Source organism: Pseudomonas sp. WS 5027 (assembly GCF_012985695.1).
GTDB classification, from domain to species: domain Bacteria; phylum Pseudomonadota; class Gammaproteobacteria; order Pseudomonadales; family Pseudomonadaceae; genus Aquipseudomonas; species Aquipseudomonas hygromyciniae.
Window position 1 is genome coordinate 114,986 of sequence record NZ_JAAQWU010000006.1, and the last position, 17,332, is coordinate 132,317.

18 protein-coding genes are annotated in these 17,332 nt (G+C 60.7%); 3 read left to right on the top strand and 15 right to left on the bottom strand.

What is annotated here, in order from left to right; translation table 11 throughout:
• Positions 1–8 precede the first annotated feature (8 nt).
• Positions 9–743: a fumarate/nitrate reduction transcriptional regulator Fnr gene (fnr, locus tag HBO09_RS09835; RefSeq protein ID WP_029298173.1), complete on the bottom strand. Its 735-nt coding sequence runs from the start codon at positions 741–743 to the stop codon at positions 9–11.
• 154 nt (positions 744–897) lie between these two features.
• On the opposite strand from fnr, the gene HBO09_RS09840 reads away from it, so the two are divergent.
• On the top strand, positions 898–1,368 hold the full coding sequence (locus tag HBO09_RS09840; protein WP_169992568.1) for a hypothetical protein: 471 nt from the start codon (positions 898–900) through the stop codon (positions 1,366–1,368).
• 6 nt (positions 1,369–1,374) lie between these two features.
• Here HBO09_RS09840 and hemN read toward each other — a convergent pair whose 3' ends face one another.
• The 6 genes from hemN to ccoG form a co-directional block, all read right to left on the bottom strand.
• Complete coding sequence (gene hemN / locus HBO09_RS09845) at positions 1,375–2,757, bottom strand: oxygen-independent coproporphyrinogen III oxidase (protein WP_169992566.1); 1,383 nt, start codon at positions 2,755–2,757, stop codon at positions 1,375–1,377.
• 102 nt (positions 2,758–2,859) lie between these two features.
• On the bottom strand, positions 2,860–3,543 hold the full coding sequence (locus HBO09_RS09850) for a sulfite exporter TauE/SafE family protein (protein ID WP_169992564.1): 684 nt from the start codon (positions 3,541–3,543) through the stop codon (positions 2,860–2,862).
• Positions 3,536–3,763: a cbb3-type cytochrome oxidase assembly protein CcoS gene (ccoS, locus tag HBO09_RS09855; RefSeq protein ID WP_169992562.1), complete on the bottom strand. Its 228-nt coding sequence runs from the start codon at positions 3,761–3,763 to the stop codon at positions 3,536–3,538. The genes HBO09_RS09850 and ccoS overlap by 8 nt, the downstream gene beginning before the upstream one ends.
• A gap of 22 nt (positions 3,764–3,785) precedes the next feature.
• The gene (locus HBO09_RS09860; protein ID WP_169992559.1) at positions 3,786–6,236 is read right to left on the bottom strand and encodes a heavy metal translocating P-type ATPase; all 2,451 of its coding nucleotides are present in this window, start codon (positions 6,234–6,236) and stop codon (positions 3,786–3,788) included.
• Positions 6,237–6,350: 114 nt separating this feature from the next.
• Positions 6,351–6,890, bottom strand: coding sequence for a FixH family protein (locus HBO09_RS09865; protein ID WP_029300032.1), 540 nt, complete (start codon positions 6,888–6,890; stop codon positions 6,351–6,353).
• 14 nt (positions 6,891–6,904) lie between these two features.
• Entirely contained in the window at positions 6,905–8,320 is a 1,416-nt protein-coding gene (gene ccoG, locus HBO09_RS09870; protein WP_169992557.1) for a cytochrome c oxidase accessory protein CcoG, read from the bottom strand.
• Positions 8,321–8,713: 393 nt separating this feature from the next.
• Here ccoG and HBO09_RS09875 point away from each other — a divergent pair, with 393 nt between their 5' ends.
• Complete coding sequence (locus HBO09_RS09875) at positions 8,714–9,298, top strand: hypothetical protein (protein ID WP_169992555.1); 585 nt, start codon at positions 8,714–8,716, stop codon at positions 9,296–9,298.
• 247 nt (positions 9,299–9,545) lie between these two features.
• Here the strand turns inward: HBO09_RS09875 and ccoP (HBO09_RS09880) are convergent, their stop codons facing one another.
• The 8 genes from ccoP (HBO09_RS09880) to ccoN (HBO09_RS09915) form a co-directional block, all read right to left on the bottom strand.
• On the bottom strand, positions 9,546–10,520 hold the full coding sequence (ccoP, locus tag HBO09_RS09880) for a cytochrome-c oxidase, cbb3-type subunit III (RefSeq protein ID WP_169992553.1): 975 nt from the start codon (positions 10,518–10,520) through the stop codon (positions 9,546–9,548).
• Positions 10,517–10,702 (bottom strand): cbb3-type cytochrome c oxidase subunit 3, encoded by a 186-nt coding sequence (locus HBO09_RS09885; protein ID WP_169992551.1) that lies wholly within the window; start codon positions 10,700–10,702, stop codon positions 10,517–10,519. The genes ccoP (HBO09_RS09880) and HBO09_RS09885 overlap by 4 nt, the downstream gene beginning before the upstream one ends.
• Before the next feature lie 5 nt (positions 10,703–10,707).
• Complete coding sequence (gene ccoO, locus HBO09_RS09890; protein ID WP_029300047.1) at positions 10,708–11,316, bottom strand: cytochrome-c oxidase, cbb3-type subunit II; 609 nt, start codon at positions 11,314–11,316, stop codon at positions 10,708–10,710.
• Positions 11,316–12,758 (bottom strand): cytochrome-c oxidase, cbb3-type subunit I, encoded by a 1,443-nt coding sequence (gene ccoN, locus HBO09_RS09895; protein ID WP_057439486.1) that lies wholly within the window; start codon positions 12,756–12,758, stop codon positions 11,316–11,318. The genes ccoO (HBO09_RS09890) and ccoN (HBO09_RS09895) overlap by 1 nt, the downstream gene beginning before the upstream one ends.
• A gap of 544 nt (positions 12,759–13,302) precedes the next feature.
• Entirely contained in the window at positions 13,303–14,226 is a 924-nt protein-coding gene (gene ccoP / locus HBO09_RS09900; RefSeq protein WP_029300050.1) for a cytochrome-c oxidase, cbb3-type subunit III, read from the bottom strand.
• Positions 14,223–14,441, bottom strand: coding sequence for a cbb3-type cytochrome c oxidase subunit 3 (locus tag HBO09_RS09905; protein WP_029300053.1), 219 nt, complete (start codon positions 14,439–14,441; stop codon positions 14,223–14,225). The genes ccoP (HBO09_RS09900) and HBO09_RS09905 overlap by 4 nt, the downstream gene beginning before the upstream one ends.
• A gap of 3 nt (positions 14,442–14,444) precedes the next feature.
• Positions 14,445–15,053, bottom strand: coding sequence for a cytochrome-c oxidase, cbb3-type subunit II (gene ccoO / locus HBO09_RS09910; RefSeq protein ID WP_029300055.1), 609 nt, complete (start codon positions 15,051–15,053; stop codon positions 14,445–14,447).
• A 10-nt stretch (positions 15,054–15,063) separates the two neighbouring features.
• Positions 15,064–16,488 carry a cytochrome-c oxidase, cbb3-type subunit I gene (gene ccoN / locus HBO09_RS09915; protein WP_169992549.1) on the bottom strand — a complete coding sequence of 475 codons (1,425 nt, stop codon included), beginning with the start codon at positions 16,486–16,488 and terminating at the stop codon, positions 15,064–15,066.
• A 79-nt stretch (positions 16,489–16,567) separates the two neighbouring features.
• Between ccoN (HBO09_RS09915) and HBO09_RS09920 the strand changes: the two genes are divergently transcribed.
• Complete coding sequence (locus HBO09_RS09920; protein ID WP_169992547.1) at positions 16,568–17,260, top strand: alpha/beta family hydrolase; 693 nt, start codon at positions 16,568–16,570, stop codon at positions 17,258–17,260.
• Positions 17,261–17,332: the final 72 nt, after the last annotated feature.

The window sequence follows — 17,332 nt, forward strand, 5'->3', positions numbered from 1 at the left end:
TGCGGCGGTCAGCCGTCGAGGGAGCCGCCGGCCAATGCGCAGAGCTGGATCGGGTCGAGGATATGGACTTCCTTGCCCTCGGCAGCAATCAGTTCGTTTTGCTGGAAACGGGTGAACACCCGGGAAACGGTTTCCACCGCCAGGCCCAGGTAATTGCCGATTTCGTTGCGCGACATGCTCAGGCGGAACTGGTTGGCCGAGAAACCACGGGCACGGAAACGTGCCGACAGGTTGACCAGGAAGGTGGCAATCCGTTCGTCGGCGGTTTTTTTCGACAACAGCAGCATCATTTGCTGATCGTCACGGATTTCCCGGCTCATCACGCGCATCAACTGGCGGCGCAACTGTGGCAATTGCAGTGCCAGTTCATCCAGGCGTTCGAACGGAATCTCGCACACCGACGTGGTTTCCAGGGCCTGGGCCGACACCGGGTGAATCTCGGTGTCCATGCCCGACAGGCCAACCAGCTCGCTGGGCAGGTGGAAACCGGTGATCTGCTCTTCGCCGCTATCGCTCAGGCTGAACGTCTTCAAGGCGCCCGAGCGCACTGCATAGACGGAATCGAACTGGTCACCCTGGCGAAACAGAAACTCGCCTTTCTTCAGTGGGCGACCACGTTTAACGATTTCGTCCAGCGCATCCATGTCTTCCAGATTCAGCGAAAGTGGCAAGCAGAGGGGCGCCAGGCTGCAATCCTTGCAGTGAGCCTGGCTATGAGCGCGCAGTTTGACTGGCTCGGACATTTCTTAAATCCTTGTGGGAAAACACACATAAGACGTAAGGGTACCGCACTGAGGGACTATCCGGCCAGCCTGTACAAAAAACCGGCAGGGGTATAAAGAATTTTGCACAGCGGCCGATGGACTGCTAACGACCAAGAGCTTGGAGGCTCACGATATGCTTTCCATCGACGGCAATCTCCCGTCCCGCACCATGGTGCCGACTTTGCTTGAACCGAAAAAAGCCAGCGCCGTTGGCACTGAGGCCGAAACCCCAGCACTCGGTGAAACCAAGCCTGCCGAAGGCGTGAGCGTGACCTTTTCCGGCGCGTCGCTGAATGCCGCCAAGGCCGAGAAAACGGCCAACAGCGATATCGAAGAAAGCGGGCTGGACGAGAACGTGCAAAAACTGCTGAAAATGATTCGTCAGTTGAAGCAGCAGATCGCGGAAAAGATGGCAGAGATGTCGGCGGTCATGTCCGACAAGCGCCTGAGCCCGGAGCAGTCCCTGGCGAAACTGAGCGGCGTGCAGTCGGCGTTGGGCGCCCTGCAAGCTTCGCTCACCTCCGCCTATGCATCGTTGAGCGAAGCGATGAAAAACCTGAGTGCCGAGGATGCGGTGAAGGCCGCCTCGTTGATGGCCAAGTAGTCCGGCTCAGATCACCCGTGAAAATCGCTGCCTATTCTGGTGCTCCAGATAGGCATCGAACACCATGCACACCGAGCGCACCAGCAGGCGTCCGGCCGGCAGTACGCGAATCCCCTCGGCGTTCAGTTCGATCAGGCCGTCACTGGCCATCGCTTCCAGTTGCGGCCAGAGCTCGGCGAAATAGCCGCGAAAATCCACGGTAAACGCCTGCTCGATGCTTTCGAAATCCAGGCTGAAGTGACAGATCAACTGTTGAATCACTGCCCGCCGCAAACGATCGTCGGCGGTGCAGAGCAGGCCGCGACTGGTGGCCAGCTGCGCCCCAGCCAGGGCGTTCTGGTATTGATTCAGGTCGCTGCTGTTCTGGCAGTACAAGTCACCAATCTGACTGATGGCCGATACCCCGAGCCCGATCAAATCACAGTGACCGTGGGTGGTGTAGCCCTGGAAATTGCGCTGCAGGGTGGCCTCTTCCTGGGCAATGGCCAGCTCGTCGTCGGGCAGGGCGAAGTGGTCCATGCCGATGTAGTTGTAGCCGGCTGCTGCCAACTGCTCGATGGTTTCCTGCAGCATCTGCAACTTGACGGCGGGGGCCGGCAGGTCGTCGCTGTTGATCCGCCGCTGGGGCAGGAAACGTTCCGGCAGGTGGGCGTAGTTGAACACTGACAGCCGGTCGGGTTGCAGGCTGATGACCTCGGCCACGGTGTTGGCGAAATGCTCCGGTGTTTGTTTGGGCAGGCCGTAGATCAGGTCGATGTTGATCGAGCGAAACTGCAGGGTGCGCGCGGCATCGATCACCGCGCGGGTTTCTTCCAGGCTTTGCAGGCGATTGACCGCCCGTTGCACCTCGGGGTCCAGGTCCTGCACGCCAATACTCACGCGGTTGAAACCCAGCTCACGCAGCAGGCCCATGGTGGCCCAATCGGCTTCCCGTGGGTCTATCTCGATGCCGTAGTCGCCGGAGTCGTCATCCAGCAAGTTGAAGTGTTGGCGCAGTTGCGCCATCAACTGGCGCAACTCGTCATGGCTGAGAAAGGTCGGCGTGCCGCCGCCAAAATGCAGCTGCTGCACGCGCTGGTTCGGGTCCAGGTGGCAGGCGACCAGTTGAATCTCTTGCTCCAGGCGTTGCAGGTAGGCCTGGGCACGACCGCGGTCCTTGGTGATGACTTTGTTGCAGGCGCAGTAGTAGCAAATGCTCGCGCAGAACGGCACGTGCACATACAACGACAGCGGGCGCACGGCCTTGCGGCTGTCGCGCAGAGCGTGCAGCAGGTCGAAGGTGCCGACCTGGCTGGTGAATTGTACGGCGGTGGGGTAGGAGGTGTAGCGCGGCCCCGCGAGGTCGTAACGATGAATCAGATCAGTGTCCCAACGAATGGCGTCGAGCATGCGGGCGTTCCCCGGATTGGCTAGTGGGCCGAGTCTAGGGGCATGGCTGGGCGGTCATCTTGATTTGTATCAACGGGGAGCGGCGCTATGCCACATGGCCTTTTAGTGGCCCATAAGCCAGTGCTGATGGGGGCCGGGTAGGGTCCAGATACCGAACACAATCACCAGCAGGCCACCCGCCATGCGCACACTGCGCTTGCGCAACAGCGCGGTGACGCGTTCTGCCGCCAGCCCGGTGGCGAGCAATACCGGCCAGGTGCCGAGCCCGAAGGCCAGCATCAACAGCCCGCTATCCAATGCGTTGCCCTGGCTGGCAGCCCATAGCAATGTGCTGTAGACCAGGCCGCAGGGCAGCCAGCCCCACAGCGCGCCCAGCAGCAAGGCGCGGGGCAGGCTGGACACCGGCAGCAAACGGTTGGCAAACGGCTGGATATGGCGCCACAGGCCGCGCCCGAGGCTTTCGATACGGGTCAGGCCGCTCCACCAGCCGGCCAGGTACAGGCCCATGCTGATCAACAGCAGGCCGGCAAGGATGCGCATGAGCATCGCGGCTGGGCTGTTGGCCGCCGCCCAGCCCGCCAGGCCAATCAATACGCCGGCGCTGGCATAGCTGAGGATGCGTCCCAGGTTGTAGGCCAGCAGCAGGCGAAAACGCCGGCTGCGCTGCTCCGGGGGGATTGCCAGGGTCAATGCGCCCATCAGGCCACCACACATGCCCAGGCAATGGCCGCCGCCCAACAGGCCGAGGATCAGCGCAGAAACCAGCAGTGGCGCGAGTTCAAGCATGGGGCGGCGCCGGCTCGTCAGGCTTGGTCGCAGGCTGCGGATGGCTGCTGGCCTCGTCGACGGCGGCCAGGTGCTTGGGATCCTGGTCGTCGAACAGCACGCTATGGGCCGGCCCGTCGAGGTCATCATACTGGCCGCTGTCCACTGCCCAGAAGAAGATGTAGATGGCGATGGCGACGATCAGCAGCGCCGCTGGAATCATTACGTAAAGAGCTGGCATCGCTACTCCATGCCCGCGCGGCTCAAACCGGCAGCGGACGGGGCTGTGGGGTGGTGCTCGCGGCGCTGGCGCGCGGCAGGCGAGTCAGGCGCAGGGCATTGAGCACCACGGTCAACGAACTGAGGGACATGCCGATCGCGGCCCAGATCGGCGTGATCCAACCGAGGGCAGCGAACGGCAACATCAGGCCATTGTATAGCCCGGCCCATAGCAGGTTTTCAATGATTACGCGGCGCGTGCGCCGTGCCAGGCTGAAGGCTTGCACCAGGGCATCCAGGCGGTTGGACAACAGCACCGCATCGGCGCTGGTTTTCGCCAGGTCGGTGGCCGAACCCATGGCCACGCTGATATCGGCGGCGGCCAATACGGGCACGTCATTCACGCCGTCACCGAGCATCAACACCTTGCGGCCTTCCTTGTGCAGCTGTTGCAGCACCAGCAGCTTGTCATCCGGGCGCAGGCCGCCGTGGGCTTCGTCGATGCCCAGTTCGGCGGCGACGCTGGCGACCATCGGCGAGCTATCACCCGATAGCAACAAGGTGCGCCAGCCCCGCGCCTTGCACGCGGCCAGCAGCGCCGGTGCATCACTGCGCAGGCGATCATCCAGGACAAACCAGGCCAGGGCGCCGCTGGTATCGCCCAGCAGCAACCATTGGCCGGCGTCTTGCGGCGATTGAGGAATCGCGCAGCCACTCAGTTCGCAGACAAAGCCGGGCTGGCCGATACGCAGCAGGCGTTCGCCGACCCGGCCTTCGAGCCCCAGGCCCGGGGTGCTGAGTACTTCATCAGCCGCCATTGGGGCGCGGCCAAAGGCCCGGGCAATCGGGTGTTCGGAGCGGTTTTCGAGGGCGGCGGCCAGGGCCAGGGCCAGATCGCTGCTCATGCTGCCCAGCGGCCGGATGGCGCGCAGGGCCAGACGGCCTTCGGTCAGCGTGCCGGTCTTGTCGAAAATCACCGTGTCGATCTGGTTCAGGCCTTCGAGCACATGGCCGCGGGTCAGCAGCAGCCCGAGTTTGTGCAGGGTGCCGGTGGCGGCGGTCAAGGCGGTGGGGGTTGCCAGTGACAAGGCGCAAGGGCAGGTGGCGACCAGCATCGCCAGGACAATCCAGAACGCCCGCGAGGCATCCAGTTCCCACCACAACAGGCCAATCACGGCGGCGGCGATCAGTGAGCAGAGCAGGAACCATTGGGCGGCGCGGTCGGCGATTTGCGCCAGGCGCGGTTTTTCTGCCTGGGCCCGCTCCAGCAGGCGCACGATGGCCGATAAACGGGTGTCATGGCCCAAGGCGCGTACTTCAACGGTCAACGCGCCTTCGACGTTGAGGGTGCCCGCGGTGACGGTGTCGCCGGCCTGTCGTGGTTGTGGCAGGTACTCGCCGGTGAGCAGCGACTCATCGATGCTCGACTGACCATCCAGAATCACTCCATCGGCGGGCAGGATCGCGCCCGGATGCACCAGCACCCGATCGCCCAGGGCCAGTTCGGTGAGCAGGATACGTTCGCTCTGGCCATCACCTTTGAGGCGCAGGCACGAGGCCGGCAGCAGGTTGACCAGTTGGGCGGTGGCGGCGGCCGTGCGTTCCCGGGCGCGACGTTCCAGGTAACGCCCGGCCAGCAGGAACAAAGCGAACATGCCCACGGCATCGAAATACAGCTCGCCCACCCCCGTGATTGCGGTCCAAATCCCCGCCAGGTAAGCGCCGCCGATGGCCAGCGAGACCGAGACATCCATGGTCAGGTGGCGGGTGCGCAAGTCGCGCATGGCGCCCTTGAAAAACGGTGCGCAACTGTAGAACACGATGGGGGTGGTCAGAAACAGCGCGACCCAACGCAGGATCTCGTGCAGCTCGGGGCTCAGGTCGATATTGAATTCCGGCCAAGTGGCCATGGTCGCCATCATCGCCTGGAACCACAGCAGGCCGGCGACGCCCAGTTGGCGCAGGGCCAGACGGTTTTCGCTGGCCAGTTGTTCGGCGGCGCGATCGGCCTGATACGGGTGCGCAGCGTAGCCGATCTGGCGTAGCTCGCTGAGCACCTGGCTCAACGGCAATTGCCCATCGGCCCAGCGCACATGCAGGCGATGGTTGGACAGGTTCAGCCGCGCCTCGGCCACGGCCGGCAGGCTACGCAGGTGTTTCTCGATCAGCCAGCCACAGGCGGCGCAACTGATGCCTTCCATCAACAGGGTGGCTTCGGCCAGGTCGCCGTCGTGGCGCACGAAGGGTTTTTGCACATCGGCGCGGTCGTACAGTGCCAGTTCGTCGACCAACTGCACGGGCAAGGCTTCGGGGTTGGCCGAGGCCTCGCTGCGGTGTTGGTAATAGCTTTCCAGCCCACCTGCGACAATTGCTTCGGCCACCGCCTGGCAGCCCGGGCAGCAAAGCTCGCGGGGCTCGCCGAGGATCACCGCCGTAAAGCGGCTGCCGGGCGGGACGGGGAGGGCGCAGTGGTAGCAGGGGATTGGGGTGGTCATGGTTTTGGATCTGTGTGGGCGGGGAGGGCCTCATCGCGGGCAAGCCGACTCCTACAAGGTTATCGCACACTCCCTGTAGGAGCCGGCTTGCCGGCGATGCGCGAAGCGCAGACTTTAGTTCTTCAGGTCTTCAGCACCCTGCAACGGCTCGTCACCCAACTTCAAGTCGGTGCCATGGCTGACTTCTTCCTCTTCAAACATGCGCCAGGTGCGGTCACCTTCCACCCCCAGCAGCTCGACGAAGCGCCGGCCTTCAACCTTGTCCGTGACCTGGCCGATATACCGACCCGGCTCGCTCTCGCTGCGGGTGAGCATGACCTTGCGGTCTTTCTCCGGCTGGGTCGGCGAAATCAGGTTCAATTCCAGCGTGGTCGGCCCGCTGTTGCCGGTGAGGTGCAACTCGACTTCGCCGGTCAACTCATCCAGGTGCATGGTGGCGCGCATTTGCAGGGTCTGGGCCAGCAATTCGCGGTCCAGGGAGCGGTTGATGCCTTTGCCCGCCTCGTAGTAGTTGTCGTTGACCAGGTTGTCCGGGTTGTTCACCGCGATGGTCACCATGGACAAGGTCAACGTCACCGAACAGGCCAGGATGGCAATGATGATCCAGGGCCAGAGGTGCTTGTACCAGGGGCTTGCGGCAGTTGCTACGGGCATTGTTCTGCTCTCTTTTAACGAATTTGTGGGCCGATGAACCGGCTCTTGGCTTCAACGTGGACGCTGTCATCATCAGCATCCTTAAGGATGAATTTCACCTCGTTGGTGGTCGATGGCATTTGTTCCGGCGCGCTCGACAGTTCCACCGGCATGGTGAAGATTTCCCCGGCGGCGACCTTGATCTCGCGCTTGCCTTGCAGCTTGAGATCCGGCAGGCCGCTGGCGTCCAGCACGTAGGTGTGGTCGCGCTGGTCCTTGTTCATGATTTTCAGGCTGTAGACGTTCTCGATTCGCCCTTCGGCGTTTTCGCGGTACAGCACGCGGTCCTTGCTGACGTCGAAACCCACCAGCGAGCGCATGAAGAACGCCGCGGCCAGCAGGCTGATCATCGCCAGCAGCACCAGCGCATAGCCGATCAGGCGCGGACGCAGCTTGTGGGTCTTTTGCCCCGACAGGTTATGTTCGGTGGTGTAGCTGATCAACCCGCGAGGGTAATCCATCTTGTCCATGATGGTGTCGCAGGCGTCGATGCAGGCGGCGCAGCCAATGCACTCGATCTGCAGGCCGTCGCGGATGTCGATGCCGGTGGGGCAGACCTGCACGCACATCGTGCAATCGATGCAATCCCCCAGGCCCTGCGCCTTGTAGTCGACACCTTTCTTGCGCGGGCCACGTACTTCGCCGCGGCGCGGGTCATAGGACACGATCAGGGTGTCCTTGTCGAACATCACGCTCTGGAAGCGCGCATACGGACACATGTAGATGCACACCTGCTCACGCAACCAACCGGCGTTGCCGTAGGTGGCGAGGGTGAAGAAGCCGACCCAGAAGTACGACCAGCCATCGGCCTGGCCAGTGAAGAAATCGAAGACCAGTTCGCGGATCGGCGAGAAGTAGCCGACAAAGGTCATGCCGGTGACAAAGCCGATCAGCAGCCATAGCGTGTGCTTGCTGAGTTTACGCAGGAACTTGTTGGCGCTCATTGGCGCCTTGTCCAGCTTGATCCGCTGGTTACGGTCGCCTTCGGTGACCTTCTCGCACCACATGTAGATCCAGGTCCACACGCTTTGCGGGCAGGTATAACCGCACCAGATACGCCCGGCGTAGACGGTGATAAAGAACAGGCCAAAGGCCGAGATGATCAGGATGCCCGACAGCAGGATGAAATCCTGGGGCCAGAATGTCGCACCGAAAATGAAGAACTTGCGCTCTGGCAGGTTCCACCAGACGGCCTGGTGCCCGCCCCAGTTCAGCCACACCGTGCCGAAGTACAGCAGGAACAAGCCGGCACCGCCGAGCATCCGCAGGTTGCGGAACATCCCGGTGAAGGCGCGGGTGTAGATTTTCTCTCGCGAGGCGTAGAGATCGACGGTGTCGCTGGTTTTTTTGGCAGGCGGGGTAACGTCATGTACCGGAATCTGGTTGCTCATCATTGCATCCCACGGCAGTGGAGATTTGCCTCGGCCAGTACGTGCCAACCGGGGTCAAAATAGGGGTCTTGCAGTGGCGTAATGATACGCCTGTAGTTCCTGTGAGCGGGTGCGACCTTTGGTCGCGTTGGGGGAAATCAATTGATGGTGTACGTGATCTGGGTCAATTGACTTGAGGAGTATGGACGGTTTGCGGCGGATGAGCGGCCGGCGGGCAAAAAAACTGTCCCGCAGGTGGGGAGCCGAACCTTCACGAATCATCTCCTCTTTGGCGTTGGTTAATGTAACGCGCTATGTGCTTTGGGAACGGATGACATCGATTGGCTCACTCAGAGAATGCTCAGTTATATAACGCCTGAGCGCTTTTCTGATGAAGTTAATGATGAGGTATCTATGATCAGTGGCAACATAATGCTGAATGCTTATAACCCTATGACCGTTATTGCGCCTGTTGATAATCATGCGATCGCTGATGCCCATTCCAATATAAGGGGGGGTGGCGACAAGGCAGGCGATAAGTCAGCGGACCAGATTGAGAGAGCGCCTCGCCATTATCAGGCCAGTCCCAATCTGATGGAGCGTAACGAACCCAAGCCCCCGCTTGCCGACTATGATCGGGCCCCGAATCTTTTGCCGCGCAAGGAACCCAAGCCCCCGCTTGCCGACTATGGTCGGGCCCCGAATCTTTTGCCGCGCAAGGAGCCCAAGCCCTCGGTTGCCGACTATGGTCGGGCCCCGAATTTCTTGCCGCGCGACGAGCCTAAGCCCTCGGTTGCCGACTATGGTCGGGCGCCGAATTTCTTGCCGCGCGACGAGCCCAAGCCCCCGGTTGACAACTATGGTCGGGCCCCGAATTTTTTGCCGCGCGACGAGCCTAAGCCCTCGGTTGCCGACTATGCTCGGGCCCCGAATCTGTTACCGCGTGACGAACCCAAGCCAACAACTCCCTTTTATCTGACAGGTACTAATAAATTATAAGTTGACGAGCCTAAGCCAATGTTGCGGTGATTGCGAATTGTCAGGTGTTTACTGTGTGCAATGTTCATGCATTCTTTAATTCGCAAGTTGGTTTAGTTATTGGCGAGCTGTTTTCCTGTCGTAAGGCCTGCCAAGGTTTGATTTAAGCAGCAGGGGCTTATGTAGTTTTTTGCTGATAGTTATTCCTTTGACGAAAAAAAGCCCCGCCAGCATGCGCTGTACGGGGCTTTTTCTTGCAGCTTGCAGCTTACTTCTGTTCTTGCGGCTCTTTGTGCGACAGGCTGTAAACATACGCCGCCAGCAAGTGCACCTTGTCGTTACCCTGCAATTGCTCCTGCGCAGGCATCTGGCCCTGACGGCCGTAACGGATGGTTTGCTGCAGTTGGGCGAAGCTGGAACCGTAGATGAACGCGCCCGGGTGGGTCAGGTCAGGTGCGCCCATCGCTGGCGTACCTTTGCCCGCCGGGCCGTGGCAGGCCACGCAGTTGGCGGCGAACAGCTTCTCGCCGTTGGCCACGTCGGCCTTGGCACCTTCCGGCAGCTTGCGGCCATCGAGGTTGGTCAGCACGAAACCGGCTACGTCAGCCACGCCTTGTTCACCGATCACTTCAGCCCAACCCGGCATCACCGCGTGACGGCCCGCCATGATGGTGGCCTTGATGGTTTCCGGCTCGCCGCCCCAGCGCCAGTCGGCGTCGGTCAGGTTGGGGAAGCCATAGGCACCCTTGGCATCGGAACCGTGGCATACCGAACAGTTGGAGGCGAACAGGCGGCCACCCATCTTCAGGGCTTGCGGATCCTTGGCCACTTCTTCAATGGGCATGGCAGCAAACTTGGCGAAGATCGGTCCGAACTTGGCGTCCGAGCGGGCCATTTCCTTTTCCCACTCGTGCACGCCGGTCCAGCCGCTCTGGCCGTTGGCGAACGGGGTTTGCTTCTCGTTGTCGAGGTAGGCGTAGCCCGGCAGCAGGCCTTTCCAGTTGCCAAGGCCCGGGTACAGCACCAGGTAACCCAGGGCAAAGATAATGGTGCCCACGAACAGCATGAACCACCACTTCGGCAGTGGGTTGTCGTATTCCTCGATACCGTCGAACGAGTGGCCAACCGTCTCGTCCGTTTGTTCGGCGCGCTGGCCCTTGCGGGTCGACAGCAGCAGCCAGGTCAGGGCAAAAATGGTACCCAGACTGAGGACTGTGACGTACAGACTCCAGAACGTAGTCATTCTTTGTTACTCCTAGAAGCTTGCTCGACGTGCTTGATGGCTTCGGGATCATCCGCAAAAGGCAGCAAGGTCGCGTGTTCAAACTCTGACTTGCGCTTGGGGCTGAACACCCACAACGCCAGGCCGATAAAGGCCACCATCACGACAACGGTGCCCAGGCCTCGAATCATCCCGATATCCATTCAGATCACCGTTTGCTTTTGATGATGGTGCCCAGGCCTTGCAGATAGGCCACCAGCGCGTCCATTTCGGTCTTGCCCTTGACGGCTGCCTGGGCACCGGCGATGTCTTCGTCGGTGTAAGGCACGCCGAGGGTGCGCAAGACTTCCATTTTCTTGGCCGTGTCTTTGCCGTCGAGCTTGTTTTCCACGAGGAACGGGTACGCCGGCATTTTCGACTCGGGCACTACGTTGCGCGGGTTGTACAAGTGCGCACGCTGCCAATCATCGGAGTAACGACCACCCACGCGGGCCAGGTCCGGACCGGTACGCTTGGAACCCCACAGGAACGGGTGGTCCCACACGCTTTCACCGGCGACCGAGTAGTGGCCATAGCGTTCGGTTTCAGCACGGAACGGGCGGATCATCTGCGAGTGGCAGCCGACACAGCCGTTGGCGATGTACACATCGCGGCCTTCCAGTTCAAGGGCGGTACGCGGCTTCATGCCTTCGACCGGCTTGTTGGTCACGTCCTGGAAAAACAGCGGAACGATCTGGGTCAGGCCGCCGATACTCACGGCGATGACCATGAAGAAGGCCAGCAGGCCGATATTCTTCTCGACTACTTCATGCTTCATCAGTGAGCTCCCACGACGGCGATCTTGGTGGCGGCTTCAGCCTCTACAGGGTTGGAGGCACGCACGGTGCGCCACACGTTGTAGGCCATGAACAGCATGCCGCTGGCGAAGAACGCACCACCGAGGGCGCGGACGATGAAACCAGGATGGCTGGCTTGCAGCGCTTCGACGAAGGAGTAGGTGAGGGTGCCGTCGTCGTTGATCGCACGCCACATCAGGCCCTGGGTGATGCCGTTGACCCACATCGAGGCGATGTAGAGCACGGTGCCGATAGTGGCCAGCCAGAAGTGGGTGTTGATCAGGCTGGTGCTGTGCATCTGCGCCCGGCCATAGAGCTTGGGAATCATGTGGTACAGCGCGCCGATGGAGATCATGGCTACCCAGCCCAGAGCACCGGCGTGTACGTGGCCGATGGTCCAGTCGGTGTAGTGGGACAGCGAGTTGACCGTCTTGATCGCCATCATCGGCCCTTCGAAGGTCGACATGCCGTAGAACGCCAGCGATACCACCAAAAAGCGCAGGATCGGGTCGGTGCGCAGCTTATGCCAGGCGCCCGACAGGGTCATCATGCCGTTGATCATGCCGCCCCAGCTCGGAGCCAGCAGGATGATCGACATGGCCATGCCCAGGGACTGTGCCCAATCCGGCAGTGCGGTGTAGTGCAGGTGGTGGGGACCGGCCCAGATATACAGGGTGATCAGTGCCCAGAAGTGCACGATGGACAGGCGATAGGAGTAGATCGGACGCTCGGCCTGTTTGGGCACGAAGTAGTACATCATCCCCAGGAAACCGGTGGTCAAGAAGAACCCTACGGCGTTGTGGCCGTACCACCACTGGATCATCGCATCGGTCGCACCGGCGTAGGCCGAGTAGGACTTGAAGAAACTTACCGGCAGGGACGCGTGGTTGACGATGTGCAGCATCGCCGTCACGACGATGAAGGCACCGTAGAACCAGTTGCCGACATAGATGTGCTTGGTCTTGCGCTTGACGATGGTGCCAAAGAACACGATGCCGTAGGTCACCCAGACGATCGCCAGAAGGATGGCAAGGGGCCATTCCAATTCCGCGTATTCCTTGGTGGTGGTGAAGCCCATTGGCAAGGTGATGATGGCGCCGACGATTACCGCTTGCCATCCCCAGAAGGTGAAGGCTGCAAGACCGTCGGAAATCAGTCGCGTCTGGCAGGTTCGCTGCACGACATAGTAGGAGGTGGCAAACAGTGCACATCCGCCGAAGGCGAAGATCACAAGGTTCGTGTGCAGTGGGCGTAGGCGTCCAAACGTCGTCCATGGCAGGTCGAAGTTCAACTCCGGCCAGACCAGTTGCGAGGCGATGAAGACACCGAGCCCCATGCCAAGGATCCCCCAGACCACCGTCATGATGGCGAACTGGCGGACTACCTTATAGTTATAAGCAGTCGGACTGATTGCTGTGCTCATTCTAAGGTTCCACGGTTTAGGTGTTTTATTAGGATAAAAATCGGTCGCAAGTATGGAGAAAGCGAGGTGCCATTGCAACGTAACGCTGACCTGCGTCAATGCTTTACAAACCAGATTCTGCGCCCTTTCCATGTTTGGCGTAAGGACAAAATCGAAAATGAAAAGCTGACGGTTTGGACAGGAATTTTGAAGGGGCGCAGGTACTTGGAACGAGGTATGTGCAAACAAGCTGGCGAGGTGACGAATGGTCAATGGCACGACAGCCGGTAACTGCCAGCCTTTGCGCCTGCCACCCTGCTGGAGGGTCTGACTTATCAAGTGCAAGTCGAGCTGCGACCGATCAACGCCGGCCCACTGTCGAAACAAGCGTAGACCCGAATGGCGAGAGGGGAAAGGGGTGCTTTAGAAGGGTGTGACAATCTGGCGCAGGACGCAGCGGCCAGGAGCAAGCTGCAGCGGCAAGTTTGACGCGGGGAGGGGGAGGGTTGAAAAGGCTGCAAGAGCCGAGTTGAGAACTCTTCTCTTGCAGCTTATAGCGTGAAGCTTACTTCTGATCCTTCTGCGACAGGCTGTAGACGTAGGCCGCCAGCAGGTGGACCTTGTCGTTGCCTTGCAGCGCTTCCTGCGCTGGCATCTGGCCCTGACGGCCATGACGGATGGTTTGTTGCAACTGCGCAAGGCTGGTGCCGTAGATGAAACCGGCAGGCTGCGTCAGGTTCGGCGCGCCCATGGCTTCAACACCGTGGCCCTCTGGGCCGTGGCATGCCACGCAGGTGGTGTCGAACGCTTGCTTGCCAGCAGCCAGGTCGACCTTGCTGTCAGCCGGCAGCGGCAATTTGGCCAAGTCGTGGCGTACATAGGCGGCGACGTTTTTCACTCCGTCTTCGCCCAGTACTTCACCCCAGGCCGGCATTGCGGCATGGCGACCGTTCATGATGGTCAGTTTGATTGCATCGGCCGAACCACCCCAGCGCCAGTTGTCGTCCGCCAGGTTCGGGAAGCCGTAGGCGCCCTTGGCGTCGGAGCCGTGGCATACCGCGCAGTTGGAGGCAAACAGACGGCCGCCCATTTTCAACGCTTGCGGGTCCTTGGCTACTTCTTCCACGGGCATGGCTGCGAATTTGGCGAAGATCGGCCCAAACTTGGCGTCGGCCTTGGCCATTTCCTTGTCCCATTCCTTGGTCTGGGTCCAGCCGTCTTCATAGCCCGGCAATACGCCTTTCCAGTTGCCCAGGCCCGGATAGAGGATCAGGTAGCCGACGGCAAACACCAGGGTGCCGGCGAACAACATGAACCACCATTGGGGCAGGGGGTTGTCGTACTCCTCAATCCCGTCGAAGGCGTGGCCCATGGTCTGGTCGACGCTGCCCTTGGTCTCGCCCTTGCGGGTGCCGAACAACAGCCAGGTCAGGCCGATCAGGCTGCCGAGGGTCAGTACACAGATCCATGTACTCCAAAAGGTAGTCATGGCCGAATGCTCCTTGTTACAGGCTCTTCTTGAGCGTCGGATGGGGTGCCAATGGCGTCAGGCTTAGGCTCATCGGCAAATGGCAGCAGGCAGGCCTCGGCGAACTCCGGGTTGCGCTTGGAGTTGAACACCCACAGCGACAGGCCGATGAAGGCAATCGCCACCACCAGCGTGCCGAGGCCGCGGATCATTCCGGTATCCAGTTCAAAACCCATGGTTCACCTCTTGCTCTTGATTGCAGTGCCGAGCACTTGCAGATAGGAGACCAGGGCATCCATTTCGGTCTTGCCCTTGAGGCTGTCCACGGCCGCGGTGATGTCCGCGTCGGTGTACGGCACGCCGAGGGTACGCATGACCTTGAGCTTGGTTTCGGTATGGCTGCTGTCGACCTGGGCGGTGACCAGCCATGGGTAGGCCGGCATTTTCGACTCAGGCACTACGTTGCGCGGGTTGTACAAGTGCGCGCGGTGCCAGTCATCGGAGTAGCGAGCGCCAACCCGGGCCAGGTCCGGACCGGTACGCTTGGAACCCCACAGGAACGGGTGGTCCCACACGCTTTCACCGGCAACCGAGTAGTGACCATAGCGTTCGGTCTCGGCGCGGAACGGCCGGATCATTTGCGAGTGGCACTGTACGCAGCCTTCGCGGATGTAGATGTCACGGCCTTCCAGTTGCAGCGCGGTATAGGGCTTCATGCCTTCTACCGGCTTGTTGGTGACGTCCTGGAAGAACAGCGGGACGATCTGTGTCAGGCCGCCGATACTCACGGCCAGCACCATCAGCAGCATCAGCAGGCCGACGTTCTTTTCAATCGTTTCGTGTTTCATCATCGACTCCTCAGGCCATCTGCGCTGCAGCGGCTACTTCGGCAGGCTGTGCCGAACGCACGGTGCGCCAAGTGTTGTAAGCCATCAGGAACATGCCGCTGAGGAAGATTGCACCGCCCACCAACCGCACGATGAAGCCTGGGTGGCTAGCCACCAGGGTTTCGACGAAGGAGTAGGTCAAGGTGCCGTCTTCGTTGACCGCACGCCACATCAGGCCCTGGGCAATGCCGTTGACCCACATCGAAGCGATGTAGAGCACGGTGCCGATGGTGGCCAGCCAGAAGTGCGCGTTGATCAGGCCGAGGCTGTACATCTGCTCGCGACCGAAGACTTTCGGGATCATGTGGTACAGCGCGCCGATGGAAATCATCGCCACCCAACCCAGAGCGCCGGCGTGTACGTGGCCGATGGTCCAGTCGGTGTAGTGGGACAGGGCGTTGACCGTCTTGATCGCCATCATCGGACCTTCAAAGGTCGACATGCCGTAGAACGCCAGCGATACCACGAGGAAGCGCAGGATCGGGTCGCTGCGCAGCTTATGCCAGGCGCCCGAGAGGGTCATCATGCCGTTGATCATGCCGCCCCAGCTTGGCGCCAGCAGTACCAGCGACATCACCATGCCCAGGGACTGTGCCCAGTCCGGCAGCGCGGTGTAGTGCAGGTGGTGAGGACCGGCCCAGATGTACAGGGTGATCAGTGCCCAGAAGTGCACGATGGACAAGCGATAGGAGTAAACCGGACGCTCGGCTTGCTTAGGCACGAAGTAGTACATCATCCCCAAAAAGCCCGCAGTGAGGAAGAAACCTACGGCGTTATGCCCATACCACCACTGCACCATGGCATCCGTCGCACCACCGTAGAGGGAGTAGGACTTGGTCAGGCTGACCGGGATTTCCAGGTTGTTGACGATATGCAGGATCGCCACGGTGATGATGAACGCACCGAAGAACCAGTTACCGACGTAGATGTGCTTGGTGTTGCGTTTGGCCACGGTACCGAAGAACACGATGGCGTAGGCGACCCAGACGATGGTGATCAGGATATCGATCGGCCATTCCAGCTCGGCGTATTCCTTGGAGCTGGTGTAGCCCAGTGGCAAGCTGATTGCCGCCAGCAGGATCACCAATTGCCAGCCCCAGAAGCAGAACGCCGCGATTTTCGGCGCGAACAACTGGGTCTGGCAGGTGCGTTGCACCGCGTAGAAGGAGCTGGCAAACAGCGCACAGCCACCAAACGCGAAAATCACCGCGTTGGTGTGCAGTGGGCGCAATCGACCGAAACTGGTCCAAGGCAGGTTGAAGTTGAGTTCGGGCCATACCAACTGGGCAGCGAGAAAAACCCCGAGCCCCATGCCGACGATGCCCCACACCACCGTCATAATGGCGAATTGGCGGACCACCTTGTAGTTATAGGCGGTACTTAAAGTAGTGTTCATGGTTCCCCATCCACGGTTCAACCCAAGCAGATGCGGCACTTGGGCTGGAGTTATAGGCAGACTAAAAAGCGAGGCAAGCATGGGCAAAGAGCACAAGGCCAGTATTGACGGGGATCAATGGGCGCAGTGTGTGCGTGAACAGGGTTGGTTATGGAATGCGGCCACGCGCGTTGGCGCAGGCCCCTCACCGACGCTGATCCTCGCCCACGGAGCCGGCGCGCCGATGGACTCGGGCTTTATGGACGACATGGCTGCACGCCTTGCCGGGCATGGCGTGAACGTGTTGCGCTTCGAGTTCCCGTACATGGCCCAGCGCCGTGCGGACGGCGGCAAACGCCCACCGAATCCGGCGCCGAAACTGCTGGAATGCTGGCGTGAGGTATATACCCAGGTGCGACGCCATGTCGCTGGCAAACTGGCGATTGGCGGCAAGTCCATGGGCGGGCGCATGGCCAGTCTATTGGCCGATGAATTGGCGGCTGATGCGCTGGTATGCCTGGGTTATCCGTTCTATGCGGTGGGCAAGCCGGAAAAACCCCGGGTCGAGCACTTGGCCGGGCTGAAAACGCCGACGTTGATTGTGCAGGGCGAGCGCGATGCACTGGGCAATCGGGCGGCGGTGGAGGGTTATGTGCTGTCGCCGAGCATCGAAGTGATGTGGCTGGTGGCGGGGGATCATGATTTGAAGCCGCTGAAGGCCTCGGGGTTTACCCATGAGCAGCATCTGGAAGCTGCGGCGGGGACGGTGGCTGGGTTTCTCGGCGCCTGTTAGGGCCTCATCGCAGGCAAGCCAGCTCCCACATTTTTGATCTGTGAATACATTCAAAATGTGGGAGCTGGCTTG

Coding starts and splice junctions, on each gene's coding strand:
- fnr (WP_029298173.1), bottom strand. CDS start 743: ATGTCCGAGCCAGTCAAACTGCGCGCTCATAGCCAGGCTCACTGCAAG.
- HBO09_RS09840 (WP_169992568.1), top strand. CDS start 898: ATGCTTTCCATCGACGGCAATCTCCCGTCCCGCACCATGGTGCCGACT.
- hemN (WP_169992566.1), bottom strand. CDS start 2,757: ATGCTCGACGCCATTCGTTGGGACACTGATCTGATTCATCGTTACGAC.
- HBO09_RS09850 (WP_169992564.1), bottom strand. CDS start 3,543: ATGCTTGAACTCGCGCCACTGCTGGTTTCTGCGCTGATCCTCGGCCTG.
- ccoS (WP_169992562.1), bottom strand. CDS start 3,763: ATGCCAGCTCTTTACGTAATGATTCCAGCGGCGCTGCTGATCGTCGCC.
- HBO09_RS09860 (WP_169992559.1), bottom strand. CDS start 6,236: ATGACCACCCCAATCCCCTGCTACCACTGCGCCCTCCCCGTCCCGCCC.
- HBO09_RS09865 (WP_029300032.1), bottom strand. CDS start 6,890: ATGCCCGTAGCAACTGCCGCAAGCCCCTGGTACAAGCACCTCTGGCCC.
- ccoG (WP_169992557.1), bottom strand. CDS start 8,320: ATGAGCAACCAGATTCCGGTACATGACGTTACCCCGCCTGCCAAAAAA.
- HBO09_RS09875 (WP_169992555.1), top strand. CDS start 8,714: ATGATCAGTGGCAACATAATGCTGAATGCTTATAACCCTATGACCGTT.
- ccoP (WP_169992553.1), bottom strand. CDS start 10,520: ATGACTACGTTCTGGAGTCTGTACGTCACAGTCCTCAGTCTGGGTACC.
- HBO09_RS09885 (WP_169992551.1), bottom strand. CDS start 10,702: ATGGATATCGGGATGATTCGAGGCCTGGGCACCGTTGTCGTGATGGTG.
- ccoO (WP_029300047.1), bottom strand. CDS start 11,316: ATGAAGCATGAAGTAGTCGAGAAGAATATCGGCCTGCTGGCCTTCTTC.
- ccoN (WP_057439486.1), bottom strand. CDS start 12,758: ATGAGCACAGCAATCAGTCCGACTGCTTATAACTATAAGGTAGTCCGC.
- ccoP (WP_029300050.1), bottom strand. CDS start 14,226: ATGACTACCTTTTGGAGTACATGGATCTGTGTACTGACCCTCGGCAGC.
- HBO09_RS09905 (WP_029300053.1), bottom strand. CDS start 14,441: ATGGGTTTTGAACTGGATACCGGAATGATCCGCGGCCTCGGCACGCTG.
- ccoO (WP_029300055.1), bottom strand. CDS start 15,053: ATGAAACACGAAACGATTGAAAAGAACGTCGGCCTGCTGATGCTGCTG.
- ccoN (WP_169992549.1), bottom strand. CDS start 16,488: ATGAACACTACTTTAAGTACCGCCTATAACTACAAGGTGGTCCGCCAA.
- HBO09_RS09920 (WP_169992547.1), top strand. CDS start 16,568: ATGGGCAAAGAGCACAAGGCCAGTATTGACGGGGATCAATGGGCGCAG.